General features: G+C 63.9%; 19 protein-coding genes. 8 read left to right on the top strand and 11 right to left on the bottom strand.

The window, feature by feature from the left end; genetic code table 11:
- Positions 1-26: 26 nt before the first annotated feature.
- From AC56QP_RS15115 to AC56QP_RS15100, 4 genes are read right to left on the bottom strand one after another with little or no spacing between them, the layout of a single operon-like run.
- Positions 27-902, bottom strand: coding sequence for a phosphotransferase (locus AC56QP_RS15115; RefSeq protein WP_489863595.1), 876 nt, complete (start codon positions 900-902; stop codon positions 27-29).
- A gap of 29 nt (positions 903-931) precedes the next feature.
- Entirely contained in the window at positions 932-3,349 is a 2,418-nt protein-coding gene (locus AC56QP_RS15110; RefSeq protein ID WP_489859177.1) for a GcvT family protein, read from the bottom strand.
- A 10-nt stretch (positions 3,350-3,359) separates the two neighbouring features.
- Positions 3,360-5,801: a GcvT family protein gene (locus AC56QP_RS15105; protein ID WP_489859178.1), complete on the bottom strand. Its 2,442-nt coding sequence runs from the start codon at positions 5,799-5,801 to the stop codon at positions 3,360-3,362.
- Complete coding sequence (locus AC56QP_RS15100; RefSeq protein WP_489859179.1) at positions 5,798-6,685, bottom strand: phosphotransferase; 888 nt, start codon at positions 6,683-6,685, stop codon at positions 5,798-5,800. The genes AC56QP_RS15105 and AC56QP_RS15100 overlap by 4 nt, the downstream gene beginning before the upstream one ends.
- A gap of 442 nt (positions 6,686-7,127) precedes the next feature.
- On the opposite strand from AC56QP_RS15100, the gene AC56QP_RS15095 reads away from it, so the two are divergent.
- The 8 genes from AC56QP_RS15095 (at position 7,128) to AC56QP_RS15060 (ending at position 15,197) form a co-directional block, all read left to right on the top strand.
- On the top strand, positions 7,128-7,904 hold the full coding sequence (locus tag AC56QP_RS15095; RefSeq protein ID WP_489859180.1) for a DeoR/GlpR family DNA-binding transcription regulator: 777 nt from the start codon (positions 7,128-7,130) through the stop codon (positions 7,902-7,904).
- A 67-nt stretch (positions 7,905-7,971) separates the two neighbouring features.
- A complete protein-coding gene (locus AC56QP_RS15090) occupies positions 7,972-8,898 on the top strand; it encodes a LysR family transcriptional regulator (protein WP_489859181.1) in 927 nt (308 codons plus the stop codon).
- A gap of 199 nt (positions 8,899-9,097) precedes the next feature.
- A complete protein-coding gene (locus AC56QP_RS15085) occupies positions 9,098-10,252 on the top strand; it encodes an ABC transporter substrate-binding protein (RefSeq protein ID WP_489859182.1) in 1,155 nt (384 codons plus the stop codon).
- 190 nt (positions 10,253-10,442) lie between these two features.
- Positions 10,443-11,441, top strand: a complete 999-nt coding sequence (locus tag AC56QP_RS15080) for an ABC transporter ATP-binding protein (protein WP_489859183.1) — start codon at positions 10,443-10,445, stop codon at positions 11,439-11,441.
- A 14-nt stretch (positions 11,442-11,455) separates the two neighbouring features.
- Positions 11,456-12,406, top strand: a complete 951-nt coding sequence (locus AC56QP_RS15075) for an ABC transporter permease (RefSeq protein ID WP_208604675.1) — start codon at positions 11,456-11,458, stop codon at positions 12,404-12,406.
- Complete coding sequence (locus tag AC56QP_RS15070) at positions 12,396-13,211, top strand: ABC transporter permease (protein WP_091584386.1); 816 nt, start codon at positions 12,396-12,398, stop codon at positions 13,209-13,211. The genes AC56QP_RS15075 and AC56QP_RS15070 overlap by 11 nt, the downstream gene beginning before the upstream one ends.
- A 29-nt stretch (positions 13,212-13,240) precedes the next feature.
- Positions 13,241-14,668, top strand: a complete 1,428-nt coding sequence (locus AC56QP_RS15065; RefSeq protein ID WP_489859184.1) for a gamma-aminobutyraldehyde dehydrogenase — start codon at positions 13,241-13,243, stop codon at positions 14,666-14,668.
- A gap of 43 nt (positions 14,669-14,711) precedes the next feature.
- Positions 14,712-15,197, top strand: a complete 486-nt coding sequence (locus AC56QP_RS15060) for an ester cyclase (protein WP_489859185.1) — start codon at positions 14,712-14,714, stop codon at positions 15,195-15,197.
- A 52-nt stretch (positions 15,198-15,249) separates the two neighbouring features.
- Here AC56QP_RS15060 and AC56QP_RS15055 read toward each other — a convergent pair whose 3' ends face one another.
- From AC56QP_RS15055 to fdhF, 7 genes are all read right to left on the bottom strand, one after another.
- Complete coding sequence (locus AC56QP_RS15055) at positions 15,250-15,564, bottom strand: hypothetical protein (protein ID WP_489859186.1); 315 nt, start codon at positions 15,562-15,564, stop codon at positions 15,250-15,252.
- Positions 15,565-15,604: 40 nt separating this feature from the next.
- Entirely contained in the window at positions 15,605-15,967 is a 363-nt protein-coding gene (locus AC56QP_RS15050; RefSeq protein WP_256749053.1) for a nuclear transport factor 2 family protein, read from the bottom strand.
- 84 nt (positions 15,968-16,051) lie between these two features.
- Positions 16,052-16,531: a carboxymuconolactone decarboxylase family protein gene (locus AC56QP_RS15045; RefSeq protein ID WP_489859187.1), complete on the bottom strand. Its 480-nt coding sequence runs from the start codon at positions 16,529-16,531 to the stop codon at positions 16,052-16,054.
- A 110-nt stretch (positions 16,532-16,641) separates the two neighbouring features.
- Positions 16,642-18,195, bottom strand: coding sequence for an alpha/beta fold hydrolase (locus tag AC56QP_RS15040; RefSeq protein WP_489859188.1), 1,554 nt, complete (start codon positions 18,193-18,195; stop codon positions 16,642-16,644).
- Positions 18,196-18,308: 113 nt separating this feature from the next.
- Positions 18,309-18,620 (bottom strand): formate dehydrogenase subunit delta, encoded by a 312-nt coding sequence (locus tag AC56QP_RS15035; RefSeq protein ID WP_489859189.1) that lies wholly within the window; start codon positions 18,618-18,620, stop codon positions 18,309-18,311.
- Positions 18,610-19,440 carry a formate dehydrogenase accessory sulfurtransferase FdhD gene (gene fdhD / locus AC56QP_RS15030; RefSeq protein ID WP_489859190.1) on the bottom strand — a complete coding sequence of 277 codons (831 nt, stop codon included), beginning with the start codon at positions 19,438-19,440 and terminating at the stop codon, positions 18,610-18,612. Before fdhD ends, AC56QP_RS15035 begins: the two co-directional genes overlap by 11 nt.
- A gap of 2 nt (positions 19,441-19,442) precedes the next feature.
- Positions 19,443-22,355: a formate dehydrogenase subunit alpha gene (fdhF, locus tag AC56QP_RS15025; RefSeq protein ID WP_489859191.1), complete on the bottom strand. Its 2,913-nt coding sequence runs from the start codon at positions 22,353-22,355 to the stop codon at positions 19,443-19,445.
- Between the last annotated feature and the right edge of the window lies 1 nt (position 22,356).

Here is a 22,356-nt window from a genome sequence, read left to right as displayed (position 1 = left end):
GCGCTGCAGATCCAGGGTTCTGGTCCCTAACCCCGGCGTATCGCGGCGAGATGCCGTGAAAACTCCGGCGTCTCCATCAGTGCCTTGCAGCGGGCGAAACGGCCGTCGGCATAGGCGCGGAAATCATCGACCGGGTTGTTGTTGGCCAGCTGGATAAGTCCCCACAGCGTCCACAGAAGGTCGCACATCGCCTTGTAGATGACGACGCGGCCGCGCTCCGCTGGCCTCGCCTCGCCACCGAAATAGGCGCGCATCATCTCTTCGTCCTGTACCGCGTCGAACTTTCCTTCCACGCTGAGGTCGCCAAGGTCCCACAGCGGGTCGTTCATGCCCGAATATTCCCAGTCGACGATCCACATTCTGTCCCCCGTATCGAGGAAGTTCTCGCACAGCGGGTCGCAATGGCAGGCGACGAGGGGCAGCGGATGGGCGGCGAGCGCCGAGCGCACGCTCCCGGCCTCGCGCACCACGTCATGATAGCCGGCGGGTAGTGCGACATCCTTGGTTGCCAGCACCTTGAGATAGTCATCGATCATCGCAAACAGTTCGAAGCGGAACGGAAACGCGGCACCGGACGCATGCAGCTTGCGGAAGGCCTCGCCGGCCCGTGCCGGACTGCCCGACCGAACCTGGAATTTCTCAGGCGACATGGTCTCGGCGCCGGCGATGAAGCGCGTCACCATCACGCCGGTGCCGGGATCGACATGCAGCACCTCGGGGCTGACCCCCGCCCTTGCCGCCTCGCGCGCCGCGACCGCTTCGTTGGCGCGGTTGATGTACTCCTCGGTGCCCTTGCCGGGAATGCGCAGGCAGAACTCGCCAGCCCTGAAGACGAGATTGGTGAGGCCGCCAAGCCGCTCTACCTTGCCGGCGAAATCCTTGAACAGCGGGATCGCTGTCATGGCCTGGCGGGCGAGGGTTAGATCGTCACTCACCCCCGCAACCTTTCCATCTTTGCATCATAAAGCGTGCGCGGCCCGCGCGTCGCTCTGTAGGCCTTGCCGAAGGCCTCGATCTCGAACGCGGCCTCGCCCGACAACTCCACCGGAAGGTAGCCGAAGGCAATGGTCTTGCCGAGCGTATAGCCATAGCCAGTGGATGAGGTAGAACCGACGACCTTGCCGCCGAACAGGATCGCCTCGCCGCCGTGGAACGGCGCGAAGCCGTCGACGGTGAAGGAGCACAGCCTTCGCGTCACGCCCTCGGCCTTGATCCGCGACAGCGCCTCGCGACCGAGGAACTCACCCTTGTCCAACGCCACCGCAAAGCCGAGCCCAGCTTCGTAGGGATTGTAGTCGGGGGTGATGTCGCCGGACCAGTAGAGATAGCCCTTCTCCATGCGGCAGGCGTCGATGGCGCGATAACCGGCATCGGCAATGCCGTGCGGCTCGCCCGCCTCGCGCAGTGTTTCGTAGACATGCACGGCATAGTCCTCCGGCACGTAGAGTTCGTAGCCAAGTTCGCCGACATAGCCGACACGTACCGCGAGTGCGGTGGCGTTGCCGACCTCGATGGCGCGCGCAGCCAGAAAGGGCAGAGCGTCGTTGGAAACATCATCATCGCTGACCGACTGCAGGATGTCCCGGGCGCGGGGGCCGCACAAATTGATTGTGGCATACTGATTGGTCACGTCGCGCAGCGACATGCCGGCCGGCAGATGCCTCAATATCCAATGCCGGTCATGCACACCGAAGCCGGAGCCGGTGACCAGCAGGAAGCGATCCTCGCCGGTATGAACGATGGTCACGTCGGCTTCGATGCCGCCGTTCTCGTTGCAGAGTTGGGTGTAGACGGCCCTACCCGGCGCGCCGGAAAGGTCGTTGGCGGCGATGCGCTGCAGTGCTGCCTGTGCCCCACTGCCCGTAATCTCGAACTTGGAGAACGAGGTCTGGTCGATCAGGGCGGCGCGCTCGCGGATTGCGCGCACCTCGTCGCCGACAGCGTTGAACCAGCCGGGCTTGCCTTCGAAGCTGCCTATCTCGACCGATTTACCGTCATCGACAGAGAACCAGTTCGGCCGCTCCCAGCCGAATTTGGAGCCGAAAACCGCGCCATTGTCGCGCAGCGTGTCATGCAATGGCGAAAGGCGCAGACCGCGCGCGGCGTGGGATTCCTCCGCCGGCCAGTGGATCTTGTAGTAGGCGCCGTAGGCCTCGATGGCGCGCGCTTCCAGATAGCGGCCTTGCGCCTGCACCGCGCCGAAGCGGCGCACGTCGAAGGGCCACAAATCCATACCGGCATCGCCATGAAGGATCATGTTGGACAATGCCAGCCCGGCGCCGCCGGACGCCGCGATACCGGCGGTAAATCCGCAGGCGACGAAGAAATTGTCGAGTTCTGGCGCCAGCCCCATGATCGGCTCGCCGTCGAAGGACACCGGGATAGGCCCGTTGATGACAGTCTGGATACCGATCTCGTTGAGCACTGGCAGCCGCTCCGCCGCGGGCAGCGCGAACAGTTCCAGTCGCTCCATGTTGGGCGGGAAGAGCTCACGGCCGAAATCGAGCGGCGGCATGCCGCGCCAGCAGCCTTTCGAGCCGTCCTCCCAGCCGCCGATGGCAAAACTGCCAGTGTCCGGCTTGAGGTAGAAATTGCGGTCGGGGTCGCGCAGCGTGGTCAGGTTCGGATCGAGCGTCAGCGTCTTTTCGGTGAGGAAATACTGGTGTTCGACGACACCCGCGGCCAGCGGCACACCGGCCATCTTGCCGACGCGCTTGGCCCACAGCCCGGCGCAGTTGACGAGAATGTCGCAGGAGATCGAGCCGCCATTGGTGACGACCCCGACCGCGCGCGGTCCCTCGATGACGATCTCCTCAACCGTCACACCTTCCTCAATTCTGGCGCCATTCAGCCGCGCGCCCTTGGCATAGGCCATCGTCAATGAATAGGGATCGATATAGCCGTCACCGGGAATGTAGGCGGCGCCCTCGATGCCTTCCTTGACAATGTAGGGGAAGTGCTGGGCTGCCTCGTCGGCCGACAGCGAGTGACATTCGACCCCAAAGCTCTTGGCTTGTGTCATCGACCGGCGGATTTCGCTCCAGCGGGCGGAACTTCCGGCCAGCCGCAGCGAGCCGACTTTCTTCCATGAGATCGCTTGCCCGGTCTCGGCTTCCAGCCGGTCGAAGACGGCGGTCGAATTCTGCATCAGCCGCGTCAGGTTCCGTTTGCCCCGGAGCTGTCCGACCAGTCCGGCGGCATGCCATGTGCAACCGTGGGTGAGCAGCGACTTCTCGACAAGCAACACGTCCTTGGCGCCGTCGCGGGCGAGATGATAGGCCACCGAGGTGCCGATGGCGCCGCCACCGATGATCAGGATATGGACGTGACGATCCGCATGGAAACTCATCGCTGCACCGTTACGCCTTGATCTTGCTCATCGACGGATCATACAGTGGCTCAAGATGGATTTGGGCCGGCTTTCGCTCCATCGCCACAACCAGTTCATAGTCGCCCGAGGCGAGAAAATCGTCGCTAACCCCGTCGGCATCGCGCACATAGCCGTAGCCGATGTTCCTGCCCACCGTGTAGCCATAACCGCCGCTGGTGAGGTAGCCGACCGGTTCGCCATTGCGCAGGATCGTCTCGCGGCCGAGCAGCACGATCTCCGGATCGTCGACCGTGAAGCCGGCAAAGCGTTTCTTCAATGCCGCGCCGTTGGTCTTCTCAAGAGCCCGCCGTCCGACGAAATCCGTATTCTTGCGCAACTTCACCGCCCAGCCGAGTCCGGCTTCCCGCGGTGTATCGTTGGGCGTGATGTCGGAGCCCCAGGCGCGATAGCCCTTTTCCAGCCGCAACGATTCCAGTGCCCGGTAGCCGACGGGGCGGATGTCGTGCTTCTTCCCGGCCGCCATCAGCGCGTCGAAGACGTCGCCCGTGGCTGCGATCGGCACATGCAGTTCCCAGCCGAGCTCGCCGACATAGGTGACGCGCAGCGCCCGAATTGTGTGGCCGGCGATGGCAATCTCGCGCACATGGCCGAACGGGAAGCCGGCGTTCGACACATCCGCATCGGTCACATCAGCCAGCACATCGCGCGCCCGGGGACCCATCAGCGACAGCGTGCCGAAATCCTCGGTGACATCGGCGAGCGTGGCGTCGAGTCCCTCGCCGATATGGTCGCTGATCCACGAGAAATCATGCGTGCGGAAGCCGGTGCCGGTGACGATGTAGAATTTCTCCTCGGCCAGCCGCGCCACGGTCAGATCGGCCTCGATGCCGCCGCGCGTGTTGAGAAGCTGCGTGTAGGTCAGCCGGCCGACCGGCTTGCTGACGTCGTTGGCGCAGATCCAGTCCAGCGCCCTCAGCGCGTCGGGTCCGGTCAGCTCGTATTTGGCGAAGGACGACTGATCGAAGATGCCGACCTTCTCGCGCACGTGGCGGTGCTCGTCGCCGACCGCCGCGAACCAGTTCTGCCGGCCCATCGAATAGACGTCCCGCGGCTCGATGCCCGCCGGTGCGAACCAGTTTGGCCGTTCCCAGCCGAGCTTCGAGCCGAACACGGCGCGCTGCTGTTTCAGCCGCTCGTAGAGCGGCGAGACGATGCGCGGTCTTCCGCTGGCATACTCCTCGTGTGGGAAGCCGATCGTATAGTGCTTGCCATAGGCCTCCAGCGTGCGGTCGCAGACCCATTGCCGGTCCCGGTGCAGGTTGGAAAAACGCCTGATGTCGACGACCCACAGGTCGAGCGGCGCCTCGCCATCGACCACCCATTGCGCCAGCACCCAGCCGGCGCCGCCGCCGGAGGCGATGCCGAAGGCGTTGAAGCCGGCGCCGACGAACATGTTGGCGCATTCGGGCGCAGTGCCGAGGATGAAATTACCGTCCGGCGTAAAGCTCTCCGGCCCGTTGATCATCTGCTTGACGCCGACGGTTTCGAGCGCCGGCACGCGCGCGATCGCTTGCGTCATATGCTGCTCGAAATGGTCGTAGTCGTCGTCGAACAGCCGGAATTCCCAATCATTGGGCACGTCGCCCATCGTCCAGGCCTGCGGGTTCGGCTCGTAGCCGCCCATCACCAGCCCGCCGACCTCCTCCTTGAAGTAGGTGCGCCGGTCCGGGTCGCGGATGGTCGGCGCGTCGGTCGCCAGCCCGTCGATCTTCTCGGTGATGATATACTGGTGTTTCACCGGCTGCAGCGGCACGTTGATGCCGGCAAGCGCGCCCACCTGCCGCGCCCATTGCCCGGCGCAGTTGACCACCTTGTCGCAGGCGATGTCGCCCTTGCTGGTCTTGACCACGGTGATGCGGCCATCCTTCATCTCGAAGCCGGTGACGCGGACATCCTCGAACAGTCTGGCGCCATGCATGCGCGCGCCCTTGGCCAGCGACTGCGTGATGTCGGAGGGGCTTGCTTGCCCGTCTGTCGGCAGCCAGGAGGCGCCGACCAGATCGCCGGTCTCAAGCAGCGGCCACATTGCCTTGACCTCCGCCGGCGACAGCAATTGCATGTCCATGCCGAAGCTTTTCGCCGTCGTCGCCAGCCGCTTGTACTCCGTCCAGCGGTCGGCGTTGGTGGCCAGCCGCAGGCAACCGGTCATCTTCCAGCCGGTGGCCAGACCTGTTTCGGCCTCCAGTCCCTTGTAGAGATCGACGGAATATTTGAGCACGCGGGTGATCGAGGCTGACGAGCGCAATTGCCCGACGAGGCCCGCGGCGTGCCAGGTCGAGCCCGAGGTCAGCTTGCCCTGTTCCAAAAGCACGACATCGGCCTTGTGGTCGCGCGCCAGATGATAGGCCGTCGAACAGCCGATGATGCCGCCGCCGATGACGACGACGCCAGCATGGGTTGGCAATGTCATGGTTTTTGTATCCCGTATTTTGTTCTGTAGTTTTCCAGCGCGGCTTCGAGCCGCGTCAGGTTCTCCTCGGTATAGGCGACGTAGTTGATGCCGGGCGCGTCGAGATAGAGCTCGGACACCATGCTCCACATCGCCTCGCGCAGCAGCGAGGCGCACTGCATCGCCGCGTGCGAGCGGCGGATCGCCTCATCCGGTTCCTTCATGAAATAGGCGGTCAGGAAGGCGAAGGATTCCTCATCGCTCATGCCGGCGTTCGAGGCGACGCCGGCGAGGTCGAACATCGCCGTGTTGAAGCCGGCATATTCGAAGTCGATCAGCCACAGCCTGTTGCCGTCGTCGAGAATATTGGCCGGCAACAGATCATTGTGGCCAAAGACGATCGGCAGCAGTTTCTGTGCGCGTTCCAGCTCGTCCGCCAGCGTCAGCAGGCGTGGCAACTCGTCGCGCTTGCGGCTGCCGCCCTCTTCCAGCGTGCGTGCATAGTCGCGAATGACATGGAATACCCAGAACATGAAGCCGGCGCCGGAGATATGGTTTGGCATCTCCCGGTGAAAGCCGCGCATCAGGGCCGCGACGCGACCGAGATTGGCCCGCACGTCCTCGGCCAGATAGGTCTTCGCGCCAAGGAACTCCGTCACCATGATGCCCGGTTCGGTATGGCGGACGGCCGGCGCGAAACCGGCGGCATGGGCCGCCCGCGCGGTCATCACCTCGCGCTCGCGAAAGACGTGGTGGAACGGATAGTCCTTGCCGAAGCGCACGACATGCTTTCCGGCCGCGTCCTTGACCAGATAGTTTGCATTGCTCAACCCGCCAGGCAGCGGTGCGATCTCGATGTCGCCGGTCCAGCAGGGCAGGGCGCGGATGCGGTCTTCGGCGGTCATGGATTGGCCCTTGGTCCGACACGGCATCGACAGGGCGGCGCAGCGGGGCCGGCGTGCCGTTTCGACGGATTCTCATTTTGGCAAAGATCTCGTCGGCGCGGCACTCGGGACCGGTATCCCACGCCGCACCGACGAGTCCCATGTGCCGGGCTCTTCGAGGCCGGCATCCGCCCCCGCGGATCCGATAGGTTCCTTCGCCCTCGCGCCAGACAGTTTCCAGACTTTTGGGCATGCAAGTTTGGATACGGCTCTGCCATCGTTCTCCCGTGGCAGTCCGAGCCTGTCACCAAATCAGTGTCACGCCGCGCAACACCGGATGTCAACTGGATTCTGTGGTTTTTCCTGCTTTTATGACCGATTCGTCTCGAGGTTTCTTGTAATATCCTGCAGATTTGCCTTAGAAGCGGTCAATTGCGCAACGGATGCGACCGGAAACGACCCCATGGCTCACTCGAAACGGCACGGCGAGATCCTGCGGCTGCTGCAGGAAGAGGGAACCGTCACCATCGCCAGCCTTGCCGACCGGTTGGGCGTGTCGCTCGAGACCGTGCGCCGCGACGTCAAGCCGCTCACCAGCGACGGCTCCGTCCTCAAGATGCATGGCGCCATCGGCCTGCCGTCGATGATCGGCGAAGCGCCGTTCGAGCGGCGCATGCGCGAAAATGCCGACGCCAAGCGCGTCATTGCCCGTATGGTCGCCGCCACCATCCGCGACGGTGAATCGATCATGCTCGACACCGGCACGACGACTTCGTTCCTTGCCCGTGAACTGCTCGCCCACCGGCGCCTGACGGTCGTCACCAACTCGTCGGACATCGCCCGCACGCTGGCCACCATCAATGGCAACAAAGTCTATATGGCCGGCGGCGAACTGCGCAGCGATTCCGGCGCCGCCTTCGGTGTCTCGGCCATCGAGTTCGTCAGCCGCTTCTCGGTCAGCCACGCCATCATCTCCACCGGTGCCGTCGATGCGGTGATGGGCGTCATGGACTATGATCTGGAAGAGGCTGAGTTCGCCCGCATGGTGCTGTCGCGCGGCCAGCGCTCGCTCGTCATCACCGATCACAGCAAGTTCGGCCGCCTTGGTCTGGTTCAGGTCTGCGGCTTCGACAGCTTTTCCGAACTCGCCACCGATCGGTCGCCGCCGCACGACATTGCCGCCGCCCTTGAGCAGGCCGGCGCGCGGCTCAGCATTGCCGGCGAGGAAGCCGGGTTCTGATCCGCCAACGCCTGTCGACGATTGGCCGGCACTTCCCACCGCCGCCTCCAGCGTGTTTAGTCCGGCCATGGCTTTCACCATCCGCCAGCTGCAGTTCTTCATCGCCGTCGCCGAGCAAGGCACGGTGTCGGGCGCCGCGCAGAATCTCTCCATCTCGCAATCGTCGGTCACCGAAGCCATCAAGGAACTGGAAAGCGATCTCGGCGTCGAACTGTTCGAACGCCATCCGCGCGGCCTCAACATCACCCACAAGGGCCACCAGTTCCTGCGCCACGCGACAAAGATCCTCGCCGATGTCTCCGACGCGCGTCGCGCCTTTTTCGGCGAGCAGACGGTTGCCGGGGGGCGGCTGCAACTTGGCGTCACCTCGCTGGTCGCCGGCTATGTGCTGTCGGATTTGCTCGCCCGCTACCGCCGCGCCTATCCGGGCGTTGAGGTCTCGGCCATCGAGGACAATGGCGACTATCTCGAACATCTGTTGATCGGCGGCAAGCTCGACATAGCCGTCATGGTCACCTCGAACCTGCGCGACCGCACCGCGCTGCAGTCGGAAATCCTCGAAGTCTCGGCCTACCGGCTGTGGCTGCCGCTCGGCCACCCGCTGGCCGGCGCCGACATCATCAGCATTGGCGACATCGCCTCCGAACCGCTGATCATGCTGACCGTCGACGAAATCGAGGAGAACACCGGCAAGCTGCTGACGGCGATCGGCGCCAAGCCGCATGTTGCCTTTCGCACGCGTTCGGTCGAAGCCGTGCGCAGCCTGGTTGCCACCGGCGCCGGCGTGGCGCTGCTGCCCGATCTTGTCTACCGGCCATGGTCGCTGGAAGGCGACCGCATCGAATCGCGCGACATTTCCGGCTCCTTGCCGGTGGTCCAGGTTGGCATGGTCTGGCGGCGCGGCTCCGGCCTGCCGCAGGCGGCGCGCGATTTCATCGGCCTTGCCCAGTCGCAGCGCATGGTCCGCCAGCGGCCCGACAAGATTGGTCGCTGATCTATCGGAAAAACCGATATCGCCTTTCTGACAAATGAATTTGCGAAACCGGAATTTTCAAAGCACTTTTCGGTTCAGGGACCAAAGCCGCCACCAGAGCGAATCCAAAGGAAGAACTGACACTTTTCAGTCCGCGCGTGCCCCCTAGCGAAGACCGAAACCGGCTTTCGGGGTCAGGCGCCAAAATGGGAGATCGATGATGAATTCATTCCTGAAGTCATGCACTGCTTTGACGGTCGCGCTGACCTTCTCGGGTCAGGCCGTCGCCCAGGTCAAGGAACTTGGCAAGGGCGAAGGCCAGGTCAACATCGTTGCCTGGCCTGGCTATATCGAGCGCGGCGAAACCGACAAGGGCTATGACTGGGTGAGCTCCTTCGAGAAGGAGACCGGCTGCAAGGTCAACGTCAAGACCGCCAACACCTCCGACGAAATGGTCTCGCTGATGAACGAGGGCGGCTTCGACCTTGTCACCGCTTCAGGCGATGCCTCGCTGCGCCTCGTCGCTGGCAAGCGCGTCCAGCCGATCAACACCGATCTCATCCCGAGCTGGAAGACGGTCGACGACCGCCTCAAGGACGCTCCATGGTTCACCGTCGGCGGCGTCCACTACGGCGTTCCCTATCAGTGGGGCCCGAACATCCTGATGTACAACACCGAGGTGTTCAAGGAAGCGCCCAAGAGCTGGAACGTCGTCTTCGAGGAAATGAAGCTGCCGGACGGAAAGTCCAACAAGGGCCGCGTCCAGGCCTATGACGGGCCGATCCACATTGCCGATGCCGCCAATTACCTGATGTTCCACAAGCCGGAACTCGGCATCAAGGACCCTTATGAACTGAACGAGGACCAGTACAAGGCGGCACTCGAGCTGCTGCGCGTCCAGCGCACCTTGGTCGGCCGCTACTGGCACGACGCCGCGATCCAGGTCGACGATTTCCAGAACGAAGGTGTCGTCGCCTCGGGCTCGTGGCCATATCAGGTCAACGCGCTGGTTGCCGCCAAGAAGCCGGTCGCCTCGACCGTGCCGGAGGAAGGCGTCACCGGCTGGGCCGACACCACCATGATGGAAGCCGATTCGGCCAACCCCAACTGCGCCTATATGTGGCTCGAGCATTCGCTGTCGCCGAAGGTGCAGGGCGATGTCTCGGCCTGGTTCGGTTCGCTGCCGGTAGTGCCCGCCGCCTGCAAGGGCAACGAGCTGTTGACCGACGAAGGCTGCAAGACCAACGGCTACGACAATTTCGAAAAGATCAAGTTCTGGAAGACGCCGGTGTCGAAATGCGCCACCCAGAACGACCAGTGCGTGCCCTACTATCGCTGGGTGTCGGACTATATCGGCGTCATCGGCGGGCGGTGATTTCCGCTTCGCTGAGAGCATAGCGCTGCCCCTCACCCTTACCCTCTCCCCGTAAAGAACGGGGAGAGGGGTCGCCAGCGTTTCCGCCAAGTCCCTTCTCCCCGTCCCCATACGGGGAGAAGGTGCCGGCAGGCGGATGAGGGGCAGCGTAGCGCCCGAACTTGACGAGCCTGACAGATCAGGACAACCCATGACATCAGCCGTTTCCTTCCAGAAAGTCTCGCGCCATTTCGGCAGCGTTCGCGCCGTCGACGCGGTCGATCTCGACATCGCGCCGGGCGAGTTCTTCGCCATGCTCGGGCCGTCGGGTTCCGGCAAGACCACCTGCCTGCGCCTCATCGCCGGCTTCGAGCAGCCGACCTCGGGTTCGATCTCGATCTTCGGCGAACGCGCCGAGGGCGTGCCGCCCTATCGCCGCAACGTCAACACCGTGTTCCAGGACTATGCGCTGTTCCCGCATTTGAATGTGCTCGACAACGTCGCCTACGGGCTGATGGTCAAGGGCGTCGGCAAGCCGGAGCGGCACAAGGCGGCTGAGGAAGCGCTGTCGCTGGTGCGGCTGCCCGGCTATGGCGCCCGCCGCCCCGGTCAGCTTTCCGGCGGCCAGCGCCAGCGCGTCGCGCTCGCCCGCGCGCTGGTCAATCAGCCCAAGGTGCTGTTGCTCGACGAACCGCTTGGCGCGCTCGACCTCAAGCTGCGCGAGAACATGCAGGAGGAGCTGAAGTCGCTGCAGAAGGCGCTCGGCATCACCTTCGTCTTCGTCACCCACGACCAGGGCGAGGCGCTGTCGATGGCCGACCGCGTCGCTGTCTTCAACGACGGCAAGATCATGCAGATCGGCACGCCCGAGGATATCTACCAGCGGCCGAAAACCCGCTTCGTGGCCGATTTCGTCGGCTCCTCCAACGTGCTGCCGCCGGATTTCGTCCAGCGCTATTCCGGCCAGCATCGCTGGGGCAGCCTGCGCCCTGAATCCATTCGCGTCGGTCGCGGGGCGAGCGGCGAAGGCGTCTCCGCCCGCCTCGTCTCGACCAACTATCTCGGCGCCACGACAAAATTGGCGCTCGATGCCGACGGGCTGCGGCTGCACGCCATCGTGCCGGCCGGCACGGCCTTGCCGGTGGAAGGCGAAGCGGTCGTCCTCACCTTCAATCGCGAGCACCTGCACCTGATGGACGAGCCGGCATGAGTCTCGACGCCGCCATGCCGCGCGCCTCAGCGCCCGCCATCCTGCCAGGCAGTGGCGGCCTGCGCGGCGCGCTGTCGGATCTTTTCTGGCGCAAGCCAAAAGTCCTGCTGTTGCTCATGCTGCTGCCGCCGGTGCTGTGGCTCGGCATCGTCTATATCGGCTCGCTGTTCGCGCTGCTGGCGCAGAGCTTTTTCTCGATCGACGAGTACTCCGGCCTGATCAACCGCCAGTTCACCTTGAAAACCTATGGCGACCTGTTGCAGGCGGCCAATCTCGACATCATCCTGCGCACGGTGACGATGGCGGCCCTGGTCACGCTGGCCTCGGCCATCATCGCTTTCCCGATTGCCTATTATGCGGCGCGCTATGCGCGCGGCCGCTGGAAGGCGCTGTTCTATCTCGGCATCATGCTGCCGCTGTGGTCGAGCTACCTGGTCAAGATCTACGCCTGGAAGCTGATCCTGGCCAAGGAAGGCATCCTCACCTGGCTGTTCGGCAAGCTGCATCTGCAATGGCTGATTGACGCCTGGCTGTCGCTGCCGGTCGTCGGCGGCAACTCGCTGTCGGTGTCGTTCACGGGCACCTTCATCGTCTTCGTCTATGTCTGGCTGCCGTTCATGATCCTGCCGGTGCAGGCGGCACTGGAGCGCGTGCCGGGCAATCTGGTCGAGGCCTCGTCCGATCTCGGCGCCTCGCCCGGCCAGACTTTCCGCAACGTGCTGTTCCCGCTGGCGCTGCCGGGCATCGTCGCCGGCTCGATCTTCACCTTCTCGCTGACGCTCGGCGACTACATCATCCCGCAGATCATCGGTACCTCGCGGCTGTTCATCGGCCAGGCCGTCTACTCGCAGCAAGGCACCGCCGGCAACATCCCGCTAGCCGCCGCCTTCACGGTCGTGCCGATCGTCATCATGGGCTTCTATCTCTGGGGCGCCAAGCGCATGGGGGCCTTCGATGCGCTCTGATCGCGGTCAATCCGCTCCGCTCAGCCTGAAGGTCGCCGCCGCTTGCGGCCTGCTGTTCCTGCACCTGCCGCTCCTGCTGATCTTCGTCTACGCCTTCACGACGGAGGAGAAGAGCTTTGTTTGGCCGCCGCCCGGCCTGACCACGCAATGGTTCGCCGTCACCTGGAACCGCCCCGATGTCTGGCAGGCGCTATCGCTGTCGGTCAGGGTCGCTGCCATCTCGACGGCGATCGCGCTGATCCTCGGCACGCTCTGTTCGGCGGCGGTTTCCAGGACGAAATTCTTCGGCCGGGAAACCATTTCGCTGCTGGTCATCCTGCCGATCGCCTTGCCCGGTATCATCACCGGCATCGCGCTGCGCTCGGCGTTTTCGCTGGCCGACATTCCGTTCTCGTTCTGGACGATCGTGCTCGGCCACGCCACCTTCTGCGTCGTCGTCGTCTACAACAATGCCGTCGCCCGCTTCCGCCGCACGTCCGGTTCGATGATCGAAGCGTCGATGGATCTTGGCGCCGACGGCTTCCAGACCTTCCGCCATGTCGTGCTGCCCAACATCGCCACCGCTTTGCTTGCCGGCGGCATGCTGGCCTTCGCTCTGTCCTTCGACGAGGTCATCGTCACCACCTTCACCGCCGGCCAGCAACAGACGCTGCCGATCTGGATGCTGGAGGAATTGATCCGGCCGCGCCAGCGCCCGGTCACCAATGTCGTGGCCATGGTAGTCGTGCTGGTGACGCTACTGCCCATCCTCGCCGCCTATTACCTGACCCGCGACGGCGACCAGATCGCCGGTTCGGGCAAATGATTTCAAGAGTTCCCAAGGGAGAGACTTCCATGGACACCCAGATGCTGATCGGCTCGAAATTCGAGAAGGGTACCGAAACCGAGGAGCCGATCCTCAATCCGAAGACCGGAGCGACGATCCTCAACCTGCCCGAAGCCAGCCAGGCACAGATCGAGGCGGCTGTCAGCGCCGCCGAACAAGCGTTCGTCTTGTGGTCGCGTACCACGCCGGCTCAGCGCTCCGGCTATCTCCTCAAGATCGCCGACCGCATCGAGGCCGATGCCAAGGAGTTCGCCACGCTCGAGGCGCTCAACTGCGGCAAGCCGATCAATGCCGTGCTCAATGACGAGATCCCGGCGATCGTCGACTGCTACCGCTTCTTTGCCGGCGCCGTGCGTTCGATGCCGGGTGTCGTTGCCGGCGAATATCTGCCTGGCCACACGTCAATGGTACGACGCGATCCCATAGGCATCGTCGCCTCGATCGCGCCGTGGAACTATCCGCTGATGATGATGGCCTGGAAGCTGGCGCCGGCGATCGCCGGCGGCAACACCGTCGTCTTCAAGCCATCGGAACAGACGCCGCTGACTTCGCTCAAGCTGGCGAAAATCCTTGCGGAAATCCTACCCGAAGGCGTCGTCAACGTCGTCCTCGGCCGTGGCGACAGCGTCGGCAACACACTGATCAACCATCCCAAGGTCAACATGATCTCGATCACCGGTGACGTCGCCACCGGCAAGAAGGTGCTGCAGGCCGCGGCCAAGTCGGTCAAGCGCACCCATCTCGAACTCGGCGGCAAGGCGCCGGTCATCGTCTTCGACGATGCCGACCTCGGTGCCGTGGTCAACGGGCTGCGCGCCTTCGGCTACTACAATGCCGGCCAGGACTGCACCGCCGCCTGCCGCATCTATGCCGGCAAGAAGATCTACGACAAGCTCGTCGCCGACCTCTCGTCGGCCGTTTCGACCATCAAGTACAATCGTCCGGACGACACGGAAAACGAGATCGGGCCGCTGATCTCGCGCCGCCAGCGCGACCGCGTCTCGAGCTTCGTCGAGCGCGCTTCGGAACTGAAGCACATCGAGATCACCACCGGCGGCAAGCCGGGCGAGGGCTCAGGTTTCTACTACCAGCCGACAGTGGTCGCGGGTGCACTGCAGGAAGACGAGATCGTACGCCGCGAAGTGTTCGGGCCGGTCGTCTCGATCACGCGTTTCACGGAAGTCGACGAAGCGGTGAAATGGGCCAATGACAGCGACTACGGCCTGGCGTCATCCGTATGGACCAAGGACGTTTCGCGCGCCATGGCGACGGCCGCCCGCCTGCAATATGGCTGCACCTGGATCAACACCCATTTCATGCTGACCAACGAGATGCCGCATGGCGGATTGAAGCAATCCGGCTACGGCAAGGACATGTCGCTCTATGCGCTGGAGGACTACACCGCCGTGCGGCATGTGATGGTAGCCCACGGCTAGCACTTGAGCGCAATACAGGCAGTCAACCAGGGAGGAAAGAACCATGCATCGCCGCCAGTTTCTGACAACCGCGGCCATCGCCGCCACGCTCTTCGTCGCGGCGCCGTCCTTTGGCGCTGATACTGCGCAATCGGTGGTCGAAGCCTATCTCGCCGCCTGGAACGCGCATGACTCGGCCAAGGCCGCCGGCTACTTCGCCGACGACGTCACTTACTACGACGCCTCGGTCGGCAAACCGGTCAAGGGCAAGGAGGCCGCCAAGACCGGCGTCATCGACAATTTCCTCAAGGCTGTCCCAGATGCCGTCTGGACGATGAAGGGTGCGCCCGTCGTGGAGGGCGACCGCGTCTCGTTCGAATGGGAGTTTTCCGGCACCAATACCGGCGCCTGGGCCGACGGCACCGCCGCCACCGGCAAGAAGTTCTCCTTCACCGGCGCCTCGATGTTCTCGGTCAAGGACGGCAAGATCGCGACCCAGAGCGACTATTACGACGCGCTCGGCTTCTACAAGCAGCTCGGCCTGATGTAGCAGCGCCGCCTGCTTCCCTTCTCCCCGTTGCCGGGGAGAAGGGTGTCAGCCATTATTCCACGATGCGATAGATGTTCCACAGGCTGGTGCCCGACACGACATAGGGCTCCATCTCCTTGCCCCATTTGGCGTGGGCGTCGATCTTGCCGATCTTGGCGAAGACCGCCTCCAACTGGGCCAGGCTCTCGACCTGATGATGCGACTCGACAGTCGCCTCCCGCGCGCCGATCGATCCGGTCATGATCTGGAACTTCAGGTCGGCGATGCCGACCTGCGAACCGATCTCACGTTCCCATTTCTTCAACAGCTCAAGCACGGTCTGCTTTTGCCCGAACTTGGCGTCGATCTGCCATCTGGCGCTGAACATGGTGGTTTCCTCCGAGATTGCGGTTGAGCCCGCGATTGATCTACTCGTCCCAGGCCTGCACGACGGTCTGCCGTGCGATCCGCCCGTTCTTCAGCTCCAGCATCGCCGCGGCGAACACTTTGGTGCCGTCCGGGTAGGCGCAGGCCTGGGTGAAGGCCAGGCTGTCGCCATCGGCGATCGTGGTATCGACCTTGTGGGTCATCGCCCGGCTGCAGATGTCGTCCCAGAACGTGCTGATCGCTGCGCGCCCGCGGATTTCGCGCGGCTTGCTCGGTGGGTTGTTGCGGTCGATCACCCGCACCAGCGCGTCGTCGGCATAGAAGCTCGACAGGAGTTTTCCGTCACGGCCTTCGATTGCCTTCTTGATCGCCGCGCCGTCCACGGCCTGTGTCTTGGTCAGCATTTTATCCTCCATGTGCCCGTCTTCGCGATCGGGCGGTTGATAATCAGAAATGCTGCCCGGCGCTCATCGCCGGGCAGGGATTTTTCACTGCGACTTCGCCTTGACGGCAGCGAACACGTCGTCGGTCTGCTTCTTGAACGTGGCGAGATTGACCTGGCTGCCGTTGAGAATCGTCGACCAGTGGCGCACGATCGCCGCCATCGCGATCGCCTCCTTGATCTCCTCGTCGCTCGCGCCGTTGAGCTTGGCCGCCTCGGTGTGGAAATAGATGCAGTACTGGCAAGGAATCTGCGACGCGACCGCGAGGCCCATCAGTTCCTTGGTCTTGCCGTCGAGCGCCGTGTTCGGGTTGAGCTGGACGCCTTTGATCTCGGCCCAGGCGCCGGCGATGGCGACGTCAGGCAAGGTCTTGAACATGTCCGGCACCGAGCCGAGCGTTGCCTGGATGTCCTTGTAGGCGGCCGTTGCCGATGCATCCTCGGCCTTTGCGGGAGTGATGGCGAACAGCGCGCCAACGCCTGCCGCTATCACGAGTGATCTGACATTCAGCTTTGACTTCAGCATTTTCATCCTCCGTTCGCAGCGCCTTTCCCGGCGACACCGCCTGGCCTGCATGGGAGAAATTGATAGCGCTTACGGTGGCATGGCCGCTTCGCCCGAAAGCGCCATGGCTCTCATGGCCCGTCCGGGCCAGTGTGCCTGACGGAAAATGCCGCCGCCGCCGCTCGCGATGGCAGATCGAGCTTGAGCAGGATGTTGGCGACGTGGCGCTTGACCGTGTGTTCGCTCAGCCTGAGCTCGGCGGCAATCGCGGCATTGCTCTTGCCGTCGGCAATCAGGCTCACCACCTCGCTTTCGCGTGCCGTCAGGCAAGCCGGCTCCGTCGCCCTGACCTTGGGACGGCAAGCCGGTTCCAGATGCTGTTCGGACATCGCCAGCACGAGCGCCAGCGGCTCGTCCAGTTCGTCGATGTTGATACGGCCGGCATCCGCGAAATGCAGCCCGGAGCCGGCGGCCAGATCGGCGACCAGCCTCGACGCCAGGATGTCGCCGCGCCCGGCATGAGTAGAGAGTTGCATCGCCACGCGGCCTGTCAGTCCTGCCGGCGGTCCGCGCAACTCGATCTCGCCGACATGCGCCCCCTGTGCGCTCGCTACGCCGATTTCCTGCGCTGCTTCGCGCAACGCCGCCGCGCACCGCAAGGCACGCCCCGGTCCATCGAAACGTGAAATCATCACTTCGCCATGCGTATCCACGCAGCGCCCGCCATGGCGCCCGACGAGTGTTCGCCATGTCTCCTGGAAGCGCTGGCTGCGTTCGCTCCACATGCGGTCGCCAAGCCGCGCCGTATCGTAGATGCGTGTCACCAAAAGCGCAGCCAGTACGCGCTCCGCTTCCACCACGGCGCGCTCGCCGGTCAGGAATTCCTCGATCAGGTCGGCCACCCGGTCCACGTCGCCGGTCCAGATCGGATGGTCGCGCCCGGGCACTTCGACCAGCTTGGCGTTTGGGATCTTCCTCGCCAGAAAACGGCTGGCGTCGGGGTCGACCCGCGCATCGTTGCGGCGATGGATCAAAAGCGTTGGCGCGCTGATTGTCGCCAGCACGTCACGCACGTCGATTTCCGCGTTCATACGCGCCAGCGCCGCCGCTGCCGTCGGGCTCGCCGACAACCGTTCGAAACGCGCCCACCACTGGGCGAAATGCGCATCATCAACCCGACCTGGCGCGAAATTCGGCAAAGTGGCGCCGGTGCCCCAGGCCGTCTCGGCCGTCTCGATGAAGGCCTCGAGGCGCTCTGGCCGCATCACCCATTTGTGGAAATGCGCATAGCCGCCATAGAGTACCAGCGCCCGCGTCCGTTCCGGATAGGTGGCGGCGAACAGCATCGCCATCGGCGCGCCTTCGGAGGCGCCAAGCAGTGCCGCGCGACCGCTGCCCGCGGCGTCCATCACCGCGCGCACATCGTCCATGCGCGTTTCGAGACTGGGCAGGTGGTGCGCGTCGACCCGGTCGGAAAGACCCATGCCGCGCTTGTCGAACAGGATCAGCCGCGAGAACGCCGAAAGCCGCTTCAACAGCCGGCTGTAGCCTTCGTCTTCCCAGTGCAGGTCGAGATTGGAAATGAAGCCCGGCACGAAGACGAGATCGAACGACCCCTGGCCTACCACCTGGTAAGCGATCCGCACGTCGCCGCTAAGGGCGTATCGGGTCTCGATCGGCCTCACCAGGTTTTCCGCCCCGGCCTGACGATTTCTGATCGTCAACCATAGCAGAACAGTGCCGATTGCGGCAGCTTAAACTTTAGCGACAGGGAATATAAGCCGGCGCGGCCCGGCGGCTATTTCTGCGAGGCGGCGACGTCGGCCGGGAAGGGCTTGAGCCCGAGTTTGAGGTCTGCCTCGGCCGGCGTGATCGGCCGCTTGATCTTGGCGGAGGCGGCCACCACCAACTCGTTGAAGTTCTCGGTGCCGCCCTCCAGCATCTCGAACAGCTGCTGCCGCATCCTCGGCTCCCAGAACTTGTTGATATGCTCGGCAACGCCCGCGATCCCTTCCTCGCGCGGTTTGGAATGGAAAAAATCGGCGATCTGGTTTGCCATCCGCACCAGCTTCTCGCTGGTGCTCATGATGTGTTCCTCGTCATGCGACATGCTTGGCAACTCCGGAAGCCACCCGGTCGGGGTGGGTGAAAATATCGAAATCATCGCCGCGCACCAGCGCCACCAGCGTCATGCCGGCTTCCTCCGCGGTGCGGATGGCAAGTGCGGTCGGCGCCGAGACGGCAATGATGAAGGCGGCGCCGATCGCCGCCGTCTTCTGTACCATCTCGACCGAGACACGGCTGGTGACCACGACGGCACCGGAAGCGCCGTCGATGCCGGCCCTGGCCAGCGCTCCGGCCAGCTTGTCGAGCGCATTGTGGCGGCCGACATCCTCGCGCGCCATGACGATGCCCTTGCCTGGAACGTAAAAACCGGCGGCGTGCACGGCTCCGGTCTCGGTGTGAAGCGGCTGCACCTTCGACAGGAGCTTGACGGAGCGGACGATATCGTCGGCGTCAAGCGTAAGCTTTGACGCACCAACCGCATCGACCGAGCGCATTGCTTCCTCGATCGATTCGATGCCGCACAGCCCGCAGCCGACGGGGCCGGCAAGCCTGCGCCGTCGCGCCTCGAAGCGCGTGTTGGCCTGATCCTTCAGCCGGATCTGGATGTCGATGCCCTCGCCGAGATCCTCGACCTCGATGGCTTCGATTTCTTGTGGGTCGGCAATGATGCCTTCGGTCAGCGAGAAGCCGAGCGCGAAATCCTCGAAATCGGCCGGGCTTGCCATCATCACCGCATGGGTGGTGCCGGCAAAGGAGAACGCCACCGGCGTCTCCTCCGGCACCATGCGGTCGGCCGTCGCGATGCCGCCGGCGCGGCGCGTCAGCCGCGATACCGGCGTCGTGGCTGTGCGGCGCGGGCTCAAGACTACTCCGCCGCTTCCAGCTTTGCGATGCGGCGGCTCTGCTTGGCCTGCTCGTCATAGTCGCGCTGCCATTCCGATGGCCCGTTGGAGGCGCCGACCTGCACGGCTGTCACCTTGTATTCCGGACAGTTGGTCGCCCAGTCGGAGAAGTCGGTGGTGATGACGTTGGCCTGCGTGTCGGGATGATGGAATGTCGTGTAGACGACGCCTGGCGATACCCGGTCCGTGATCAGCGCGCGCAGCGTCGTTTCGCCCGAGCGGCTGGTCAGCCGCACCCAGTCGCCGTCACGCAGTCCGCGGTTCTCGGCATCGTGCGGATGAATCTCCAGCCGGTCCTCGGCGTGCCACACGATGTTGTCGGTGCGCCGGGTCTGCGCGCCGACATTATACTGCGACAGGATGCGCCCGGTGGTGAGCAGCAGCGGGAAGCGTGGTCCGGTCCGCTCGTCCGTCGCCACATATTCGGTGCGGATGAACTTGCCCTTGCCGCGCACGAAACCATCGACATGCATGATCGGGGTGCCGAGCGGCGCCTTCTCGTTGCAGGGCCATTGCACGGATCCGACACGGTCGAGCAGCTCGAAGGAGACACCGGCGAAGCTCGGCGTCGTCTTGGCGATCTCGTCCATGATCTGCGAGGGATGCTGATAGTTCCAGTCCAGCCCGATCGCGCGGGCAAGCTCCTGCGTCGCCTCCCAATCGGCATAGCGCGCCTTCGGCTCCAGAACCTTGCGCACCATGTTGATGCGGCGCTCGGCATTGGTGAAAGTGCCGTCCTTCTCGAGGAAGGTCGAGCCCGGCAGGAACACATGCGCGTAGTTGGCGGTCTCGTTGAGGAAGAGGTCGTGCACGACGACGCATTCCATGGCAGCGAGGCCAGCGGCGACATGCTTGGTGTCCGGATCGGACTGCAGAATGTCCTCGCCCTGGATGTAGATACCCTTGAAGGTACCGTCGACGGCCGCATCCAGCATGTTGGGAATGCGCAGGCCGGGTTCGTCGTCCAGCTTAACGCCCCACAGGGTCTCATAGATGTCGCGCACGGCTTCGCCTGAGATATGGCGATAACCGGGAAGCTCATGCGGAAACGAACCCATGTCGCACGAGCCCTGCACGTTGTTCTGGCCGCGCAACGGGTTCACGCCGACGCCCGGCCGGCCGATATTGCCGGTGGCCATGGCGAGATTGGCGATCGCCATCACCGTGGTTGAACCCTGGCTGTGTTCCGTCACTCCGAGGCCGTAGTATATCGCGCCGTTGCCGCCGGTGGCGTAGAGACGCGCGGCGCCGCGGATCAGTTCGGGATCGACGCCGGACAACTTGCCGACGGTTTCGGGGCTGTTTTCCGGCAAGGCGACGAAAGACGCCCAGTCCTGGAACTCCGCCCAGTCGCAACGTTCGCGGATGAAGGCTTCGTTGAAAAGACCTTCGGTGACGATGACATGCGCCAGCGCCGTCAGCACGGCCACATTGGTGCCGGGCTTCAGCGGCAGATGATAGTCCGCTTCGATATGTGCCGACTTGACCATCTCGGTGCGACGCGGATCGAGCACGATCAGCTTGGCGCCCTGGCGCAGCCGCTTCTTCAGCCGCGAGGCGAACACCGGATGGGCGGAAGCGGGATTGGCGCCGATGATGACGGCGACGTCAGTGTAATCGACAGAGTCGAAATCCTGCGTGCCGGCAGAGGTGCCATAGGTCTGGCCGAGCCCGTAGCCCGTTGGCGAGTGGCAGACGCGCGCGCACGTGTCGACATTGTTGTTGCGGAAGCCCTGCCGCACCATCTTCTGGACGAGGTAGGTTTCCTCGTTGGTGCAACGCGACGAGGTGATGCCGCCTATCGCGGTGCGCCCGTACTGATACTGGATGCGGCGGAATTCCTTGGCCGTGTGGGCAATCGCCTCTTCCCAGGTCACCTCGCGCCAGGGATCGGTGACTTTCTCCCGGATCATTGGCGACAGGATGCGGTCCTTGTGGGTGGCGTAGCTATAAGCGAAACGGCCCTTCACGCAGGAATGGCCGTGGTTCGCCTTGCCCTCCTTGTAGGGCATCATGCGAATGACTTCGTCACCCTTCACTTCGGCCTTGAACGAGCAGCCGACGCCGCAATAGGCGCAGGTGGTGACGGCCGAACGCTCCGGCAGGCCCTTGGCAAGTACCGATTTCTCGCGCAGCGCATCGGTCGGACAAGCCTGCACGCAGGCGCCGCAGGACACGCATTCCGAATCGATGAACGCCTCGTGCATTCCAGCCGAAACTCTGGATTCGAAGCCTCGCCCTTCGATGGTCAGCGCGAAGGTGCCCTGCACCTCCTCGCAGGCCCGCACGCAACGCGAGCAGACGATGCATTGCGCCGGATCATAGGTGAAATAGGGATTGGATTCATCGCGGGCGATGTAGTCGACCGCCAGCGAGCCATGGCCGGGCGCCACGCCGTTCTCCTGCTTGACGTGGTTGCGGCCCTCGATACCGTAGCGGTTCTCGGTCAGGCCGACCGACTTCGCCACCGCGTCGAACTCGCTGGCGCCGGTTCCGGCCTTCTCGTTCCAGCCGGTCGGATGGTCGGAGACATAGAGTTCCATGACGCCGCGACGAATGGCGTCGAGCCGCTCGGAGTGCGTGCGCACCACCATGCCTTCGCCGACAGGTGTCGTGCAGGACGCCGGCGTGCCGCCACGCCCTTCGATTTCGACGAGGCAGATGCGGCAGGAGCCGAACGAGTCCAGCATGTCGGTGGCGCAGAGCTTCGGAATCTCGACCCCGCCTTCCATCGCGGCACGCATGATCGACGTGCCTTCCGGCACGGTGATGCTGCGGCCGTCGACGCTCAGCGTGACCTGCTTCTCGGCCTTCGATTGCGGGGTTCCATAGTCGATCTCTTCGACGAGGGATGGGAAGTCGGCCTTGATGTTCATC

The sequence above is a fragment of the Mesorhizobium sp. RCAM 05104 genome (assembly GCF_059683645.1).
Note: the sequence above shows the minus strand (reverse complement) of the source record. Positions and strands in the feature narration are given on the sequence as shown.